17 protein-coding genes and 1 other annotated feature are annotated in these 18,196 nt (G+C 56.4%); all 17 genes read right to left on the bottom strand.

The window, feature by feature from the left end; genetic code table 11:
• Positions 1–8 precede the first annotated feature (8 nt).
• The gene (locus tag E308F_RS02925; RefSeq protein ID WP_141263383.1) at positions 9–905 is read right to left on the bottom strand and encodes a peptidoglycan DD-metalloendopeptidase family protein; all 897 of its coding nucleotides are present in this window, start codon (positions 903–905) and stop codon (positions 9–11) included.
• 191 nt (positions 906–1,096) lie between these two features.
• Positions 1,097–2,377: a transcription termination factor Rho gene (rho, locus tag E308F_RS02930; RefSeq protein WP_141263385.1), complete on the bottom strand. Its 1,281-nt coding sequence runs from the start codon at positions 2,375–2,377 to the stop codon at positions 1,097–1,099.
• Positions 2,378–2,396: 19 nt separating this feature from the next.
• Positions 2,397–3,044: a fructose-6-phosphate aldolase gene (gene fsa / locus E308F_RS02935; protein WP_141263387.1), complete on the bottom strand. Its 648-nt coding sequence runs from the start codon at positions 3,042–3,044 to the stop codon at positions 2,397–2,399.
• A 234-nt stretch (positions 3,045–3,278) separates the two neighbouring features.
• On the bottom strand, positions 3,279–3,431 hold the full coding sequence (locus tag E308F_RS02940; RefSeq protein ID WP_141263389.1) for a DUF1540 domain-containing protein: 153 nt from the start codon (positions 3,429–3,431) through the stop codon (positions 3,279–3,281).
• Positions 3,432–3,468: 37 nt separating this feature from the next.
• Positions 3,469–4,341 carry a class II fructose-1,6-bisphosphate aldolase gene (locus E308F_RS02945; RefSeq protein ID WP_141263391.1) on the bottom strand — a complete coding sequence of 291 codons (873 nt, stop codon included), beginning with the start codon at positions 4,339–4,341 and terminating at the stop codon, positions 3,469–3,471.
• 43 nt (positions 4,342–4,384) lie between these two features.
• Positions 4,385–5,059, bottom strand: coding sequence for a hypothetical protein (locus E308F_RS02950; RefSeq protein ID WP_141263393.1), 675 nt, complete (start codon positions 5,057–5,059; stop codon positions 4,385–4,387).
• 149 nt (positions 5,060–5,208) lie between these two features.
• Positions 5,209–5,559 carry a response regulator gene (locus tag E308F_RS02955; protein ID WP_141263395.1) on the bottom strand — a complete coding sequence of 117 codons (351 nt, stop codon included), beginning with the start codon at positions 5,557–5,559 and terminating at the stop codon, positions 5,209–5,211.
• Positions 5,560–5,673: 114 nt separating this feature from the next.
• Positions 5,674–6,912: an alanine racemase gene (alr, locus tag E308F_RS02960; protein WP_141263397.1), complete on the bottom strand. Its 1,239-nt coding sequence runs from the start codon at positions 6,910–6,912 to the stop codon at positions 5,674–5,676.
• Between the two features lie 36 nt (positions 6,913–6,948).
• Positions 6,949–8,037: a lipid II:glycine glycyltransferase FemX gene (locus E308F_RS02965; RefSeq protein WP_141263399.1), complete on the bottom strand. Its 1,089-nt coding sequence runs from the start codon at positions 8,035–8,037 to the stop codon at positions 6,949–6,951.
• Positions 8,034–9,647: a CTP synthase gene (locus tag E308F_RS02970; RefSeq protein ID WP_141263401.1), complete on the bottom strand. Its 1,614-nt coding sequence runs from the start codon at positions 9,645–9,647 to the stop codon at positions 8,034–8,036. Before E308F_RS02970 ends, E308F_RS02965 begins: the two co-directional genes overlap by 4 nt.
• 32 nt (positions 9,648–9,679) lie before the next feature.
• Complete coding sequence (gene argS, locus E308F_RS02975) at positions 9,680–11,362, bottom strand: arginine--tRNA ligase (RefSeq protein WP_141263403.1); 1,683 nt, start codon at positions 11,360–11,362, stop codon at positions 9,680–9,682.
• Positions 11,363–11,405: 43 nt separating this feature from the next.
• Positions 11,406–11,849: a DUF1934 domain-containing protein gene (locus tag E308F_RS02980; RefSeq protein WP_373995945.1), complete on the bottom strand. Its 444-nt coding sequence runs from the start codon at positions 11,847–11,849 to the stop codon at positions 11,406–11,408.
• Between the two features lie 171 nt (positions 11,850–12,020).
• Positions 12,021–13,085 carry a 3-deoxy-7-phosphoheptulonate synthase gene (gene aroF / locus E308F_RS02985; protein WP_141263407.1) on the bottom strand — a complete coding sequence of 355 codons (1,065 nt, stop codon included), beginning with the start codon at positions 13,083–13,085 and terminating at the stop codon, positions 12,021–12,023.
• A 104-nt stretch (positions 13,086–13,189) separates the two neighbouring features.
• Positions 13,190–13,468 (bottom strand) — a binding site (T-box leader).
• 47 nt (positions 13,469–13,515) lie between these two features.
• Positions 13,516–14,856 (bottom strand): MFS transporter, encoded by a 1,341-nt coding sequence (locus E308F_RS02990; protein ID WP_141263409.1) that lies wholly within the window; start codon positions 14,854–14,856, stop codon positions 13,516–13,518.
• A gap of 155 nt (positions 14,857–15,011) precedes the next feature.
• Positions 15,012–16,322 (bottom strand): putative manganese-dependent inorganic diphosphatase, encoded by a 1,311-nt coding sequence (locus tag E308F_RS02995; protein ID WP_141263411.1) that lies wholly within the window; start codon positions 16,320–16,322, stop codon positions 15,012–15,014.
• Between the two features lie 216 nt (positions 16,323–16,538).
• On the bottom strand, positions 16,539–17,021 hold the full coding sequence (gene rlmH / locus E308F_RS03000) for a 23S rRNA (pseudouridine(1915)-N(3))-methyltransferase RlmH (protein WP_141263413.1): 483 nt from the start codon (positions 17,019–17,021) through the stop codon (positions 16,539–16,541).
• Positions 17,022–17,027: 6 nt separating this feature from the next.
• Complete coding sequence (locus E308F_RS03005; RefSeq protein ID WP_172613811.1) at positions 17,028–18,167, bottom strand: S1C family serine protease; 1,140 nt, start codon at positions 18,165–18,167, stop codon at positions 17,028–17,030.
• Positions 18,168–18,196 lie beyond the last annotated feature (29 nt).

Raw genomic sequence — 18,196 nt, forward strand, 5'->3', positions numbered from 1 at the left:
CGGCCTTTTTACCTGTTTAAGAAACGTTCGGGATTGACGGCCTTGCCCCTTTCCCTGATTTCAAAATGAAGATGGGGACCGGTGGCATTGCCCGTACCACCCACTTCGGCAACGGGCTCGCCGGCCCGGACGTACTCGCCAACCTTGACCAGGTTGCGGGAGTTATGGGCATAAACAGTCTCCAGGCCGTTGCCATGGTCGAGTTTAACCATGTTGCCATAGATACCGTTACCCCAGCCGGAAAAAGTTACCACCCCGGACCAGGCAGCCCGGATTTTATCTCCGACCTTACCTGCTATATCCAGGCCGTGGTGGAACTCATTATCCCGCCAGCCAAAGCCGGAGGTAATGGCACCGATGAGGGGCCAGAGAAAGGAAATCAGCCTTAAGCTACGGGAAGCAGGTACCGCCTCTACCCTGGTGACCGGTACCCCACCCGGTGAACCGGGGATGGTAAGGACCATACCAATTCGCAGCCGCCTGGCATCGACAATACCGTTGGCGGCGGCCAGGTTTTCCACGCTGGTGTCAAAACGCCGCGCAATATCCCAGAGGGTGTCCCCGGCAGCTACCGTATAGCTCTGCTCTGCTTCGTGAGGCAACACCAGGAACTGTCCCGGTACCAGGGCGGCATCAGGTTCCAGGTAGTTCATCACCGCCACCAGTTCGGGGTCTGTCTGGTAGCGGCGGGCAATGCGTTCCAGGGTATCGCCCTCTTCTACCCGGTAGATGCGGGTATAGTTATTAACCCGGGCGGCCAATTCCTGGTAGGTTTCCGGGGCGAGGACAGTGGCCACCTGCTGCAAATCCTCGATGACGGCCCCTTGCGCCGGGAGGGCGAAAAAGCTGTTAACCAGCAGGGCCAACCCCAGGGCCAGGCTTACCGCCATCTTTTTGTACAGCATTTTTTCACTCCTGTTCTTTACCATTATGGTATAAGTTGCCTTTCTTCCCATTTAGCCTTTATTTTAGCCATACGTGAACAAAAATATACCCCGTTCTGGACGGGGTTAGTCTTGCAATTGCCAACTGCCGATTTTGGCTGGGCTTAGTTTATACTATTTTTAGCATTTTGCTAACGGGGTTGCTAGCCTCACTAATGCTCCCGGGGGAACATGGCCGGGAGGGCGCGCAGGAGGTCTTTGTTGCTTTTGGTCTTTTGCATGGACTCAATTAAAACCTCGGCCACTTCCACCGGTCCCATACCGCTGGTGACCCGCCGGAAATTCCAGACCAGCTCCAGCTCCTCGGGGCTTAACAACAATTCCTCCCGCCTCGTGCCGGAGCGCTTGACGTCAATGGCCGGGAAGATGCGGCGTTCGGCCATCTTCCGGTCCAGGATGAGTTCCATATTGCCCGTTCCTTTGAATTCTTCAAAGATAACTTCATCCATGCGGCTGCCGGTTTCAATCAGGGCTGTCGCCACAATGGTGAGACTCCCGCCCTCTTCGACCTTGCGGGCAGCGCCGAAGAAGCGTTTGGGTTTGTAAAGGGCGGTTGGATCAACGCCGCCGGAAAGGGTGCGGCCGCTGGGAGGGACGACCAGGTTGTGGGCCCGGGCCAGGCGGGTGATGCTGTCCAGGAGGACGACGACGTCTTTCTTATGCTCCACCAGGCGTTTGGCCCGTTCCAGGACCATATCGGCCACCTTGACGTGGTTCTCCGGCAGCTCGTCAAAGGTGGAGCTCACCACCTCGCCCCGCACCGAGCGTTCGATGTCGGTGACTTCTTCGGGTCGTTCGTCGATTAATAAAATTATCAGCTCAACGTCGGGATAGTTGGTAGTGATGGCATTGGCGATTTTTTTCAGCAGCACGGTCTTGCCGGCCTTGGGAGGGGAAACGATCAGGGCGCGTTGGCCTTTGCCCAGAGGAGCAATCAGGTCGATAATCCGGGTGGAGGGATCGCCATTCTCCGTCTCCAGGGTATAACGTTCGTAAGGATAAATGGGCGTCAGGGCATCAAAGTGCAGCCGTTCCGGTGATGTCTCCGGGTTTTCCCCGTTGACCTTCTCTACCCGCAGCAGGGCGAAAAAACGCTCGTTATCCTTCGGAGGGCGGACCAGCCCGGCTACCTTGTCTCCAGTGCGCAGGTCAAAGCGGCGGATCTGGGAAGGGGAGATATAGATATCGTCGCCGCTGGGTATGTAGCCGAAGGGTCGTAAGAAGCCGTAGCCATCCGGCAGGATCTCCAGGATGCCCTGGGCCTGCAGCTGCTCTTCCTTTTCCTGTTCCTGCTGCTCCTTCTGGGCCAGGGCCTTGGCAATTTCAAAGACCAGCTCTTTCTTGCGCAGGCGGTAGTAGCCGCTTAAATTGAGCTCCCTGGCTATCCGGTAAAGCTCAACCATGGTCTTGCTTTCTAACTCGGCAGTATTCAAATGGTAATAACCTCCATAATTACTTATCCTTTACTTTCTCCCAATCGGCGAGAAATTTAGCCAGGCCGGCATCTGTCAGGGGGTGCTTTACCATCTGCATGATAACTTTATAGGGAACGGTGGCAATATCAGCACCCAGGCGGGCGGCCTGGAGCACATGGAGGGGATGGCGGATACTGGCGGCAATAATCTGGGTTTCCAGGCCGTACTGGGCATAAATGGGAACAATATCGGCAATGACCTGCATACCGTCGTGGTTGATATCATCGAGGCGCCCAACAAAGGGACTCACATAGGTTGCGCCGGCCAGGGCGGCGAGAAGCGCCTGGTTGGCGGAAAATACCAGGGTAACGTTGGTTTTAATACCTTGAGCCGCCAGTTTTTTGACGGCTTTAAGGCCTTCGGCTATCATGGGGATCTTGATGACAATGTTGGGGGATATGGCTGCCAGTTCCTGGGCTTCGGCTATCATGGCCTCGGCTTCCGTACTGATTACTTCTGCACTGATAGGGCCGTCAACAATAGCGGCGATCTCTTCCACGACCTGGCGAAAATTACGCCCTTCCCTGGCAATCAGGGAAGGATTGGTTGTTACACCTGAAATTATACCCAGATCACTGGCTGCTTTAATCTCTTCAATATTGGCGGAATCGATGAAAATACGCACTTCTCAGGGGCACCTCCGTAAAATGGATGTAAGATGTGGGAAGTGAGAGGTTGGATACTTATAGGTGAAGGGCTATAAAAAACGAAAGTTATCTGGCAAAAAAAGAAGGGTAATACCTTAGTAAATCATTCACCATGTAATGCCAGAATCCTGCTGGCGATTGGAAAAAGTCTAGATTAAGGATAAGAGCCCGGCGGCAGGGCCGCGGGGCTCTTATTTTAAAGCCCGCTGAAGTTATCTCTTCTTGGGGCGGAAAGTATGGCAGGCTGTCCCATCAGAAGTGGTGACTTGGCGGTCGCCACTGGACCTGACTTCAATGGAATCAGCAGTACAGGCCATGTTATCCCAGAAATGACACTCTTCTACGCCACATTTTATGCCCGCCATTTTCTCTACCTCCTCAGGGTGTTTACCTATAGGGTTCTCACCTCCGGGGAGAAATATGCACGCGGCCGGCACAGCCAAAGACCTGCATTTTATGGCGGATAATACCGGTGGCAGCTTCCCGTGCCGGTCCCAGCACTTTGCGGGGGTCGATTTCGTCGGGGTTGGCTGCCAGGGCCTGGCGGGCAGCTTCGACAAAGGCGATACGAATATCGGTATCGATGTTGATCTTGCGGACGCCCAGTTCCACAGCGCGGCGGATATCGGCATCGGGAACGCCGGAAGAACCGTGGAGGACTATGGGGGTGGGGATCAGGCGGTCAATGGCGGCCAGGCGGTTAAAATCCAATTTGGGCGTACCCTTATAACGGCCATGAGCCGTACCGATAGCAATAGCCAGGGCGTCGACGCCCGTCTCGGCGACAAAACGCCTGGCTTCTTCGGGGTCGGTCATGGTCGCCTCACGCTCGGACACGCTGATGTGGTCCTCGGTGCCACCGATTCTACCCAGTTCCCCCTCGACAGAAGCGCCCATGGCATGGGCAATCTCTACAACGCGCCTGGTCAGGGCGATGTTTTCTTCCAGAGGGTATTTGGAACCGTCGATCATGACCGAGGTGAAACCGGCCCGCAGGCAGCGCAGGACCTGGTTGAAGTCAGTGCCATGGTCAAGGTGCAGGACCACCGGGACTGAGGTCCCTGCAGCCGCCGCCCGCACCAGGGCTGTTATATACTCCAGGCCGGCATATTTAATCGCTCCCTGGCTGGCCTGGATGATGACCGGTGCCCCTTCCGCCTCGGCGGCATTGATAATGGCCTGAACAATTTCCATATTATTACAGTTAAAGGCGCCGACGGCGTACCCCTTAGCATCAGCGTCTTTGAGAACCTCGGCCAGGGTAACTAAAGGCATAGGCTCAGCTCCTTTTAAAAATTGTGCCTCTAACTTCCGTTCATTATACCCGCGATTTCTGGCGGCGGCGATAACGCTGCTTGGAAAGAGTTTCATTTCTACTTACCAGGTGACCGGGCAGGCGGATTTCCTGCAAGTTTTCTACCTGCTCCAGGTCGGCCATGGTAGCGGCGGGTAGGTTTTTTTCCGCCCGGCAGGCCTGGCAGCGCAGCTGCAAATGGCCGGGAAAAATTTCAATTTCTATGTTTTCGCTGCCACAGCCGCAGCTCACCCGGCCTTCTTCGGCCAGCTGGTAAATAAGGGACAGCAGTTGATACATGACGTCCGGTTCCTCAAAATAATCGCTGAAACCAAGGTCTCGGGCTACCTGGGCCAGGGTGCGGTCATGACGCTGCACCGCGCGCTGCACCTTTTCCCGGGGACCGATGAAGCCTACCTCCAGCTCTGTCTCCTTACAGGTCAGGGTCAGGAGCTCCCGCGACCACAGTTCCTTGCGGGTATGGCGGCTGATATGGAGGCTGTCACACATGCCGCAGCGATACTGGAGCCAGAAGCTTTTCCCTTTTTTCCTGCTGATGGTTAGCAGGGGGGTACCGCAACTGCACTCTACCTGCCATGTCCGGCCGCCGGCAAAATTAAAGAGGGAAAAACCGCGGAACTCCAGGCGACCGCAGGATGGACAGCGTAAAACCACAACATTCAGGGTGTGGATAATCACTTTTATTTAATCCTCCTCACCCCTCCATATTCGCCGCAGCCGGAGAAATTCCTGCTCCAGGGTAAATTTAAAAGGGCCTGCCAGCAGCAGGGCCCCCTTACCTTTCGTAACAACAACTTTACAACTGTTTCCGCTACCTGGATCCGGCATTATTCCGGCTGCAAAGCCGCCTGCACCAACCGGTATAGCTGCTTGATATCAAAGGGTTTCTGCAGGACATACCGGGCACCGAATTCACTCGCTTGTTCTACCAGATCCAGCTCATTATACGCCGTGATGATTATCACCGGTGTGGCAACAGAAAGTTTCCGCAATTCCTTCAAAAACTCCACTCCATTCATGCCTGGCATCTTTATATCCAGGATCACCAGGTCTGGCGCTTCGCTGGCAATTTTTTCGAGGGCCTCCCTACCTTCACTGGCTACACATAAGCTATAACCAAGCTGTCTCAAGGCTTCGCAAATTAAACGACGTACACCCGGCTGGTCGTCAATTACCATTACCTTTTTGTCTATCAGACCAGCTCACCTCCAACCGCGGCGGTCCCAAAGCCCCCCTTTCTTCAGCACTTCGCTCAAGCTCCTCTATATCATCCAATATTTAGCTATAAATCGCTAAATTCCTGCTTCAGGAGCTAAACTTTGGGCGGCGGAGGAACCTACCGGCACCATCTCCCCGGAGGTCATCCGCACCAGGTAGGGTTGTCCCTCCCGGCAATAGACCCGGGGCAAGCGGGCGTTGGCCGTCGGTCGCCGGATATCCACCTCTACTTCCTGCCCAACCTCTACCTCCGTAAGGTGACCTACGTCGACTATGGAGAGCTGCATGCCCACCCGGCCTATCACCGGCGCCCTCCGCCCGGCAATGGTAACTGCCGTCCCCTCCCCGCCACCACGGCCCAGGTAGGCCAGGACGGTCTTCGCCAGGTGGCGGGCCAGGTCGTTTAGATTTTTGGGGCGGCTCACGGCCGTTAAAGCAAAGCCATCGGCATAACCCACAGGGATGACGGCCAGCCGGGTGGCCTTTTTGACTACATAATCGCCACCATAGCCAACGGGAGTACCGGCCGCCACATCATGGATAAAGAGAATGCGGGCTTTAAACTGCCAGGGATTCTTTAATTCCAGGCCCCGACGGGGAGCCCGGTAAGGGAACTGGCCGTACAAAAGGGTGCCGGCCCGCACCATATCAAGGTGCATTTCCGGATGGAGCAGCAGGCCGGTGCTGTTGCAGATATGCTTTAAAGGCAGGGATATTTGCTGCCCTTCCAGGTCCATAATAACTTTTTGGAAACATTGCAGCTGCCTGCGGGCTGCCCCCGGGCGGGCCGCTTCGGCTAGATGGCTGTAGAGTCCTTCCAGTTGCACCCCGGGCCAGCACTGCATTTCCTTTGCCAGGGGGACCACTTCTCCCGGTTCCAGGCCGGTGCGCTGCAGGCCGGTCTCTACCTTCAGGTGCACCCGGGCCTGCCGGCCCATCGCCGCCGCGGCAGCCGCTGCCGCTTCAGCCCCGCTGCGGCTGCTGATGGTCAGGGTGAGGTCATTGTGCAGGGCCTGCGGCAGTTCCTCCGGCAGCAGGGGGCTCATTAACAGGATGGGAGCCGTAATGCCGGCCCGGCGTAACTCCAGCCCTTCGGCCAGGGTAGTAACCCCCAGGTAGTCTGCTCCTGCTGCCGTAAAAATCCGGGCTGCCTCGACGGCGCCGGCACCGTAGGCATCGGCCTTGATGACGGCCAGCAGCCGGGTCGGGGGTTGGAGCAGGCTTTTGACGGCGCACAGGTTATGCTCCATGGCTGTAGCTTCGATCTCAATCCAGCGGGGGCCGACCAGCCGGGTTAGCTCTGCTAAGTCCACAGGGGATTGGCACCACCCTATCTTGAAAGAGTAATTTCATTCCACCGTGGCAGCCTTTTTCTTCCAGAAAAGCAGGCGGCGGAAACCACGAGAATAGAGGGGGAGGACCGACTGCCAGAGCCAGTAGTAAAAGGGGGAGTAAACCCGGTCGTATTCGCCGATAAACTCGGTAAAGGTACCGTTGAAGCCTTTCTTAAAACGATAGAGGCCGTAGAGGGGGTTCTTTTCGTCCAGGTCACCCGGCACGCCGCGGAAGTCGTACATGGTGCACCCCTGTTCCCTGGCCCACAGGATCATGGTCCACTGGAGGAGGTAGTTGGGCATAACGTTGCGGTGGCGGTTGCTGGAGGCGCCGTAGAGGTACCAGGCTTTGTCGCCCATGATAAAAGCCAGGGTACCGGCAATGGCTTCCCCCCGGTAGTAAGCCAGGAAGAGTTTAGCGTAGCCGCGCTCCACCATTTCCCGCCACATTGTTTCAAAATAACTGTAGGAGCGCACCAGAAAACGGTCCCTGAGGGTGGTTTCTTTTAAAATCTCGTAAAAAACTGGCAGGTCATCCAGGGTGCAGTCCCTTTTGATAACTACGCCTTTTTTTTGCGCCAGGCGGATATTATAGCGGGTTTTGCTGTGCATGCCGGCCAGGAGCTCTTCCGGGGAAGGGGTTAAGTCGAGGCGGAAGACATGGCGTGGCTGGACGCCTTCAAAACCCGCCCCTTTGTTGGCCAGGCGGAAACCCTTTGCCCGCAGCATTTCCTTTACGGCCGTATCGTCTTCCGGGATGTCGGGGTCGATCTTCAGTAAGATAGCCCCTTCCTGCCGCGCCACATTGTCGATGGCAGCCAGGAGCTCGCTGAAGAGGGCAGGATCATGGAAGTCCACCACCGGTCCCCGGGGGGCATAGAGGATAGATTTGCCAACGTAAGGGAGCTGCCTTTTCAGAAGGCTGGCGGCAGCCACGATGCTGCCCCCTTCCTCCAGGACGAGCCTTAAAGGTCGCCACCCGGTAGTAGCCTTCACCTCGCCCCAGCCGTAGGACTGGAGAAAATGGCCCTTGGGGTGGCCGGCAATAAAGGCGTCAAAGCGTTTTTCCTCTTCAGGGCCGATGAGCCTCGCCCGGCGGTTCATGCCCCTGTCCCTCCTTGATAAGCCAGGGCCGCCCCGATAAAGTCCCGGAACAGGGGATGGGGCCGGTTGGGCCGCGATTTGAATTCCGGGTGAAACTGGCTGGCGACAAACCAGGGATGGTCGGCCAGTTCGATAATCTCCACCAGGCGGTTGTCGGGGGAAGTCCCGCTGATGATCATACCTCTGGCCGTGAGTTCCGCCCGGTAGCTGTTATTGAATTCGTAGCGATGGCGGTGGCGCTCGTAGATTACTTCCTCGCCGTAGGCCTGGTAGGCCTTCGTTCCCGGCTGCAGCCGGCAGGGGTACAACCCCAGGCGCATGGTACCGCCCTTCTCGGCTATATTCTTCTGTTCCGGTAATAAATCAATGACCGGTTGGGGGGTTTCCGGGTTGAATTCCGCGCTGTGGGCTTCTTTAAGCCCGCAGACATGGCGGGCAAACTCGACCACCGCCAGCTGCATGCCCAGGCAGATACCCAGGTAAGGCACCCTTTTTTCCCGGGCATACCGGGCTGCTAAAATCTTGCCTTCGGTGCCCCGGTCACCGAAGCCCCCCGGCACCAGGATGCCGGCGACTCCTTCCAGCTGTTCCAGCCCGCTCCGTTCCAGCTCACCAGAGTAGATCCAGCGGATATCCACCTGGACGCCGTGATAGAAACCGGCGTGGCGCAAAGCCTCAACGACGCTTAAATAAGCGTCGGGCAGGGTTACGTATTTACCCACCAGGGCAATCTCCAGGTGGCGGGTAATGCTCTTCATGCGCTCTACCATGGCGCGCCAGTCATCCATTTGCGCGGGCCCGCACTGTAACTTCAGGCGTTCCACCACAATGCTGTCCAGGCCTTCCTTTTCCATCAACAAGGGGACTTCATAGATGGAATCGACATCCCAGGCCTGGATGACGGCATCGGGATCAATGTCGCAGAAGAGGGCTATTTTTTCCTCCATTTCCCGGGAAAAGGGACGTTCCGTCCGGCAGACGATGATATCGGGCTGGATGCCGATACTGCGCAATTCTTTGACGCTGTGCTGGGTGGGTTTGGTTTTGGCTTCCCTGGCAGCCTGCAGGTAGGGAACAAGGGTGACGTGGATATAGAGGACGCGGTCGCGACCGATGTCGCTTTTCATCTGGCGGATGGCTTCCAGGAAAGGCAGGGACTCAATGTCGCCCACCGTACCGCCGATCTCGGTGATAACCACATCCGGGTCGCTTTCTTCGACCACCCGGTAAAGCTGTTCTTTAATCTCATTGGTAATGTGGGGTATTACCTGGACAGTTCCCCCCAGGTAGTCGCCCCGGCGTTCTTTGGTGATGACCGACCAGTAAATCTTGCCGGCAGTGACGTTACTGGCCCGGGTCAGGTTAATATCGATAAAACGTTCGTAGTGACCCAGGTCCAGATCGGTCTCAGCGCCGTCATCGGTGACAAAAACCTCACCGTGCTGGTAGGGGCTCATGGTGCCGGGGTCAATGTTGATATAGGGGTCAAATTTCTGGATGGCGACTTTCAGGCCGCGGCTCTTTAAAAGTCTACCTAAAGAAGCGGCGGTTATCCCCTTCCCTAAAGAAGAGGTGACACCGCCGGTAACAAAAATAAATTTCGCAGGCATAATTTCCTCCGTAAGAGACTCTTTGCTTCAGCCTACATCCTTTCCGGGGCGCTGACCCCAAGGAGGTGCAGGACGTTGCGCAACGTTATACGCGTAGCTTCCACCAGTACCAGGCGCGCCTTCCTTAACTCCGGGTCGTCGGCCAGGACGCGGCAGCTGGTATAAAAACTGTGGAACAGGCTGGCCAGGTCATGGGCAAAACGGGTGAGCCTGTGGGGCTCCAAAGCCTGGGCCGCCCCGGCCACCGTTTCCGGTAAAGTGGCAATCTGCTTGATTAACTCCATTTCGGCCGGTTCTTTTAAAAGATCCAGGCGGGCCTCCCGGGCCGGGGGGACTTCCAGGCCCCTTTCCTTCGCCAGGCGCAGGATACTGCAAATACGGGCATGGGCGTACTGGACGTAAAAAACGGGGTTGTCGGCCGTCTGCGACCGGGCCAGGTCGAGGTCAAATTCCAGGTGGCTGTCGCTCTTCAGCATGACAAAGAAATAACGGGCGGCGTCCCGGCCCACCTCTTCAATTAACTCATTCAACGTTACGTAACGGCCGGTACGCTTGGACATGCGTAAAACCTCGCCGCCCTGGTAAAGACGGACGAGCTGCATGAGAACCACTTCCAGGCGTCCCGGGTCATAACCGAGGGCCTGGAGGGCCCCTTTCAGGCGGGCCACATGACCGTGGTGATCGGCGCCCCAGATATTGATGACCCGTTCAAAGCCCCGTTCAAATTTATTGCGGTGGTAGGCGATATCGGCCGCAAAATAGGTAGGCAGGCCATTCTTGCGCACCACCACCTCATCCTTTTCGGCGCCAAAACGGGTGGCTTTAAACCACAGGGCGCCGTCCTTTTCATAAATATAGCCAGCCCTGTCCAGGTCGGCTATGGCCCGGGCAACAGCCCCGGAATCATGCAGGGACTGTTCACTGAACCAGACATCATAGGTAACGCCAAAATCCTCCAGCACCTGGCGGATGGCGGCCAGCTTTTCCTCCAGGGCAAAGCGGACCAGCATTTCCCGGCGTAATGCCGGGTCGGCGTCCAGGTACTTGTCTCCGTACTGGTCGATAAAATGGCGCACCGTCTCCACCAGGTCTTCCCCGTGGTAACCGTCGGGGGGAAGGGTCGCATCAAAGCCCAGGGCCTGCAGGTAGCGGGCTTCCAGGGAAAGGCCGAAATTCTCTATCTGGTTGCCGGCATCGTTTATATAGAATTCCCGCGTAACGTCGTAGCCCACGGCTGTAAGGAGGTTGGCAATGCTATCCCCCAGGGCCGCCCCCCGGGCATTGCCCATATGCAAGAGCCCGGTAGGATTGGCGCTGACAAACTCCACCTGGACTTTAACCCCCTGGCCGATATTGGACCAGCCGTAATGTTCGTCTTCGGCCAGGACGGCCGGCAATACCGGCAAGAGCCACTGGTTGTCCAGGGTAAAATTAATAAAGCCCGGTCCGGCCACCTCGATCCTGGCCACGCCGGGTTGGGGTATTTCCAGGTGTCGCACTAAAATTTCCGCTACGTTCCTGGGTGACTGGCGGGCCTGCCTGGCCAGCAGCAAGGCCAGGTTAGCAGCAAAGTCGCCGTGAGATTTATCCCGCGGCGCCTCAATTACAAAATCAGGCAGCGCCTCAAAGCTTATATCACCGGCTGCCCGGGCGGCGGCAGCGGCATCACGCAGTGCCGCTGCCAGCCGCCTTTTAGTTTCCTGTACTATATTCACGCCTTACCTGTACTCCTTTTTACCCCGTAGCTTCTCTCCATGCTTAAGCATAGTTTTCCAGGTGCTCAACGGTGATTTCCAACTGGTTGTCACTGATTTTCTCCTGGCCGACCTGCAATTCATACTCTAGATTAATACTTCCGCCCCGTTCTGTCAAGTCAACTTCTACTTTCGAAGGTAAAACTGTAATCTTCATAGTACCATAAGGAGTTACATAGAAACCGGCATTTAAAATACCTGCTTCAAAGGTTGTTTTCTGCTCGGCCGTACCCATGCGGTTCAAGGTTACCCGCCGGGGTTCGACCTTTAAAGTGGTAGTGGTACCCTCCATTCCCGATAGGCAGGTTTCATTATAAAGGATGTAGTAGTGTTGATCCCGGATGAAGAAGCGACCTTCGGTAACCAGCTCGATGGAATCCTTTTCCCCCAGCTCGTTGGTCTGGGTGCCCTTAACCTTGACCAGTACGTCCTTCTTCAAGCTACGCACATCCCTTCGGGATTTTTTGGGTCCTCAAGTTATAATTCTCCAGAAAAGAACGATCTCCTTTTTATTTTTAATGATAATTTAACAATTCTTGTTGTTAATTATACCCTGCTATAACAATTATCACCTGGTCAAAAAAGAAAGCTCCTGGCTGAGAGCTTATATAAACTGTGGTTACTTATCGACCGTAAGGGAGGCAGCCTTTTCTAGAAATAGCCCTGTGGGGGCCAGGCCGCGGCCGACGGCCAGGGCTACCGGCGCCAGTTCGCCCATCAGGCGGTCAAAGGTTTCCGGGTGCAGGGACTGGGGACCATCGCACAGGGCCCGGGCCGGATCGGGGTGCACCTCGATGATTAGCCCGTCGGCGCCGGCGGCCACCGCAGCCCGGGCCATGGGCAGGACCAGGCGCCAGCTGCCCGTGCCGTGGCTCGGATCAACGATCACCGGCAGGTGGGAGTTTTCCTTTACCACAGCTACGGCGGCCAGGTCCAGGGTGAAACGGGTGGCCGTCTCAAAGGTACGGATCCCCCGCTCGCATAAAATCACGTTGGGGTTGCCGCTGTCCAGGATGTACTCGGCCGCCATGAGCCACTCTTCGATGGTCGCCGCCAGGCCCCGCTTCAGGAGGATGGGTTTACCGGTAGCCCCGGCTTCCTTCAGGAGACGGAAGTTCTGCATATTGCGGGCGCCAATCTGAATGGCGTCGGCATATTCGGCTACCAGGGCTACATCCCGGGTGTCTACAACTTCGGTGACAAAGGGCAATCCTGCCTCCTCGCGCACCCGGGCCAGCATTTTGATGCCTTCTTCTTCCAGGCCCTGGAAGGCATAGGGAGAAGTCCGCGGTTTAAAGGCGCCGCCGCGCAGGATCTGGGCACCAGCGGCCTTGACGGCCCGGGCCGTGCTCAAAAGCTGTTCCTCGCTTTCCACGGCACAAGGCCCGGCCATAACCACCAGACCGCGGCCGCCCACCGGCACCCCGCCGACCCGCACTATGGACGGTGTCTCCTTCAGTTCCCGGCTGACCAGCTTGTAGGGCTTCATAATGGGAACGATTTTTTCTACGCCGGGCAGGTTGATGATGGCTTCCGAACTCAGGGCTTTCTTATCGCCAATGGCGCCGATAACAGTCTTTTCCTGGCCGTAAATGGGGTGAGTCTTAAAGCCCAGTTCCACCAGGCGCTCGCTCACAGCCTCGATCTGCTCCCGGGTTGCTCCCGGTTTCATAACGATGATCACAGTCCGTTCCTCCCATCCTGCGAAAATAGGATTGTGTTATTTTGACGGGGCTTAACGCCTTATAAGGAGCTTCTGGAAATAACGGCAAAATAAAAACTCCCCGTCCTAGGGACGAGGAGTTATACCCGCGGTACCACCCTATTTGGCTGCCAAAGCAGCCCGCTCATTAAAGGGTACGGGAAAGGCATCACCAGGGGTCCCTTCCGATACCCCCTCCCTTTTAACGGCGGGAGCTCCGGCCCGGCCTACCCAGCCGGCTGTTGCCGGCCTTCAGCCTGCTCCTCCGGGGCGAACTTCAGCTCTAGCTTCCCGGCCGGTCTCCCACCGCCACCGGCTCGCTGGGCAGGCCGCTAAAGCCTACTTTTCCCCTTCATGGGATTTATTTTACCTGGTTGTGTAAGGATAATTTAACAGATGGACGCGGCCGGCGTCAAGGGGTAAAAGAAAGTTCCTCCAGGGTTTTACCCCTTGTTTCAATCCCCAAGATAAGCATTCCCAGAGCCGTGACGACAAAGACAGCGGTAAAGAGGAGGAAGATCACCGGGTAGGCGGCCGCCTGGCCCATAAGAACCAGCATCTGCCCTACTATCAGGGGAGCGAGGATGGCGCCAATGCGGCCGCAGAAGGAGGCCCAGCCGGAACCGGTAGCCCGGATGGCCGTGGGGTAAAGTTCCGGCGTATAGGCGTAAAGGACACCCCATGCTCCCAGGTTGAAGAAGTAGACTGCCAGGCCCCAGAGAATAAGCTGGCCGGTGGTGGTGCTCAGGGAGAACATGTAGGCCGCTGCCCCGCTCAGGGCCAGATAAGTCACCAGCGTGGCTTTACGGCCGATCTTCTCCACCAGGTAGGCGGCACTGAAATAGCCCGGTACCTGGCCCAGGGTCATGATTAAAACGTATTCAAAGCTCTTGATGATGGTAAAACCCCTGCCCACCATCAGGGAAGGCAACCAGGTGACAATGCCATAATAAGAAAAGTTAATCCCGAACCATAAAAGCCACAGGCAGAGGGTGCGCCGGAAATAGCGCCGCGACCAGAGATCCCTTACGGTTACCCTGGCTGCAGTCTCTCCTTCCCCTTCCTGGCCAGGTGGTGTTTCTCCCGCAGGGCCGCCGCTGCTTTTCTCCACCATGGCCACTATTGCTTCAGCCGCTTCAACTTTACCTGTTTTCTCCAGATAGCGGGGGGATTCCGGTAGAGCCCGGCGTAAAACGGCAGCATACAAGGCCGGCAGGGCACCGATAAAAAAGGCCAGGCGCCAGCCCCACCGGGGTACGGCCAGGTAGCCTATCAGTGCTGCAGCAATCCACCCAAAGGCCCAGAAGCTTTCCAGCAAGACCGCCATTCGACCTCGGTACCGGGCTGGTGAAAATTCGCTCATTAGGGTAAAGGCTACCGGCACCTCTGCCCCTAGACCCAGGCCCACCAGGAAGCGCCAAAACATCAGCCAGGGGTAATTAACTGCCAGTGCTGCCAGGAAAGTAGCTACACCGTAAAAAATCAGGGTATAAGTAAAGACCCTTTTGCGGCCCAGGAGGTCACTTAAAGTTCCACCCACAACTGCGCCCAGGCCCATCCCCAAAAGGCCAATACTGCCCAGGGCCCCCAACTGGGCGGCAGAAAGATGCCATTCTTTACCCACTGCCGGCAGGACAAAGGCGACCAGGCCCACGTCCATAGCGTCGAAAAGCCAGCCGATGCCGCAGATAAAGAGCAGCCGGTAATGAAAGCCCCCTAAGGGTAGTCCTTCTAAACGACGGGCAATACTCAAAGAACGTCTCCCTCCTTAACCTCACCAAACTGGCGGCATCACTATCTTATCATATGTCAAGACAGATGTAAATATTATGTGTAAAGATATAGTGGTAAAACATGTTATAAAAGCAATGGCGCCTCCTTTCACCCCTCTGGAGGCGCCATTATCTTTTACTTCTGCAACAGGCGCTGTAAAGGCGGTACCACCTGTTTTTTGCGGGACATGACCCCGGGCAAAAAGACGCTGCCCGCTCCTGCAGCAACATTAAAGGCCCGTTCCACGGCCCGTGCCTGGGGCCCGGTAAACAGCAGCTCCGTACCGTTACGCATCAAATCGGTGACCATCAGGACAATTAAATCATAATTTCTTTCTACCTGAAGCTTTTCCAGTTCGGCCATGAGTTCCTGGCGGCCAACCGGCAGGGTGCCGGAATCGATAATCTCAATCTGGCCAATGCCGACGGTGGTACCGCCAAAGTTGAAGTTTTTAAAGTCCTCCAGGATAATTTCCCGTCCCGAGCGGCCGACCAGGGAAGAAGCGGCCCGGAACATATCCCGGCCAAAATCATTAACGTCTATCCCTGCTATCCCGGCCAGCCACCCTGCCTGCTCTTTATCGGTTAAAGTGCTTGTTGGTGATTTAAAAAGCAGGGTGTCGGATAGGATGGCCGCGCACAGGACGCCGGCAATGCCTTTATCGGGTTCAAGGCCCTGTTCGCGGTACATCTTGCTGACAACTGTTGCCGTGCTCCCTACCGGTTCATTGCGAACCATCACGGGCTCGGCCGTTTCGATATCAGCCAGGCGATGGTGATCGACGACCTCCAGGATCTTCGCTTCTTCAATGCCGGGCACGGCCTGGCTCTTTTCATTATGGTCGACCAAGATAACCCTTTTGCCCCGCATGGCCAGGAGGTGATAGCGAGCAATTAAACCCACCAGGCAGTGGTCATCGTCGACTACCGGGTAATTGCGGTAACGCGTGTCCAGCATGGTCTGGCGGACTTCCGTGATAAGGTCGTCCTGGTGAAAAACCACCAGGTTATCCCTTTGCATCACCTGCTGAACGGGTTCGTCCATAGGCACGTTGCCCGTATCCCAGGCTTCCAGGAGTAACCGTGCCAGGTCCCCCATAGTAAAAAGACCCAATAAACGCCGGTCGTTATCGACAACAGCCAGGGTTTTAACGCCATGCTGGCGCATAAAAATACCTGCCTGGCGCACTGTAGCTTCCGGATGGATGAAGAGGAGCCCGCCGTCCAGGACATCCTTTACCCGGGTACGGACATCGTTAACTAAAGGCGGGGCAGTGACATCGAAATAAGATAGGACAAACTCCGTTTCCCGATTGAGTTTGCCGCACCTGGCGGCCTGGAACCCCCCCTGGTGCAGTTCATTCTTTAAAGCGGCATAACCAATGGCCGCGGCAATAGAATCCGTATCCGGTCGCTGGTGCCCAATTACCAGGATCTCTTTCCCCATAGTCTTGATCCCCTTTCAAAAGAACTGCTTACGACTTCGTTCTCAAGGCAGCTTACCCTCCACATTTTACGCTGAACTTATATAACCTCACTAAATTCTATTGTAAGAAGCAAGAAAAGACAAGGGCTCGGGAAGGTGCCACCCCTGGCGGTCAGCCACCATCCGCAAAGGCGTGCACATGCGGGGCTGGCGTTTATGGAATTGAGGATGGGATCTTTAGCGGTGATAGGTTTCTCCGCGCTGGATTTTATAGGCACGGTAGAGCTGTTCGAGCAGGATTAACCGCATGAGCTGGTGCGGGAAAGTAAAGCGGGAAAAAGAGAGGCGCAGGTCGGCAGCTTCCAGGAGGTCTCGAGCCAGGCCCAGGGTACCGCCAATAACAAAGGCCAGGTTATTGCGCCCGGCCAGGGCTAAATCGGCAAGCCGCGTTGCTAGCTCTTCTGAAGATAGCATCAAGCCTTCCCGATCCAGGGCGATGGTATAAGCGCCCGGCCGCAGGAGACGCTTCAGTCCTTCTCCTTCAGCGGCCAGGATCTGCTCGACCCGGGCCGGATTCAAAGGCTCCGGGACCTTGCTTTCGGGGCCTTCCAGGATGCGCACCCGGGCATAGGGCTGCAGGCGCTTTAAGTATTCGTTTATCCCGGCACGCAGGTATTGCTCCCGTACACGGCCCACGGCTACAATATCAATATGCTGCATGCTTCCTTATTTCGACGGCAACTCACCGAGGGTTACTGTAAAATTAAGCTGCTTTTTGCCGGCTAGGCGCACAGCAGTTAAAGTTACCTTATCCCCCGGTAATTTTTTATTAATCAAGCTCTGGATATCGGCATAGCTCGTCACTTTATTGTTGTCCACAGCGATAATGACATCGCCTACCTGTAGCCCGGCCCTAGCCGCCGGGCCATCATTAAAGATGCCGCCGATATATACCCCCTCCGGTATATTATACCACCGAGCCATTTCCGGGGTAATCTCCCGGAGGTTATAAACGCCTAGAAAAGGATGGGTAACATAGCCCCGGGTTAAGATCTGGTCGATAATAGGACGCGCATCGTTGATGGGGATGGCAAAACCCATCCCCTCTACCCCGCTGGCGGCTATTTTAACGCTGTTAATGCCGATAATTTCTCCCCTTAAATTTACCAGGGCACCGCCGCTGTTGCCGGGGTTAATGGGAGCGTCGGTCTGCAGGGTCCGCAGGGTGATCTCTGCTCCGTGGGGCCCGGGCACGGTCACTTCCCGGTTCAAGGCACTGATGACCCCCACCGTTACCGAACGGGCAAATGCCCGACCCAGGGGGTTGCCAATAGCCACTACCGTCTCTCCCACCTGGACAGCGCCCGAATCTCCCAGGCGGGCCTGGGGTAAATTGGTTCCCTTGATCTGCAAAACTGCCAGGTCGCTTCGCTCATCGACTCCCACGACGGTGGCCGGGTAAACATGGTCATGATCGAGGCTGACGGTGACCCTCTCAGCGCCGGCAATGACATGGTTATTAGTGACGATATAGCCGTTAGCACCGTCAAAAATAACGCCCGAACCCTGTTTTATCCCGCCTTCACCCGTAAAGCTGCGGCCCGTCATGGCCGCCACCCCAACGACGGTCGGGCCAACCTGCCTGGCAATGGTAACTACCGGTGAACTGTCCGTAAACTGGACCGGTTGTCCCGCTGGTGGAGTTAAGGGGGCCGTAGATCCAGGTGCCGGCGCCAGGGGCCGCTGCATCAGGCGGGGGGCCATGACAATGGCCGTCCCGGCACCGAGGACCGCACCGAAAAAAAACAGCAGGATTATTGCCACGATCCGCACGTACTTTAAGCTGCCGGGAAAAGGATAACGCAAAATAATGCCTCCTTGCTCCAAATGAAGAC

Origin of the sequence: Moorella sp. E308F (assembly GCF_006538365.1) — a bacterium.
Lineage (GTDB): Bacteria > Bacillota > DSM-521 > Neomoorellales > Neomoorellaceae > Neomoorella.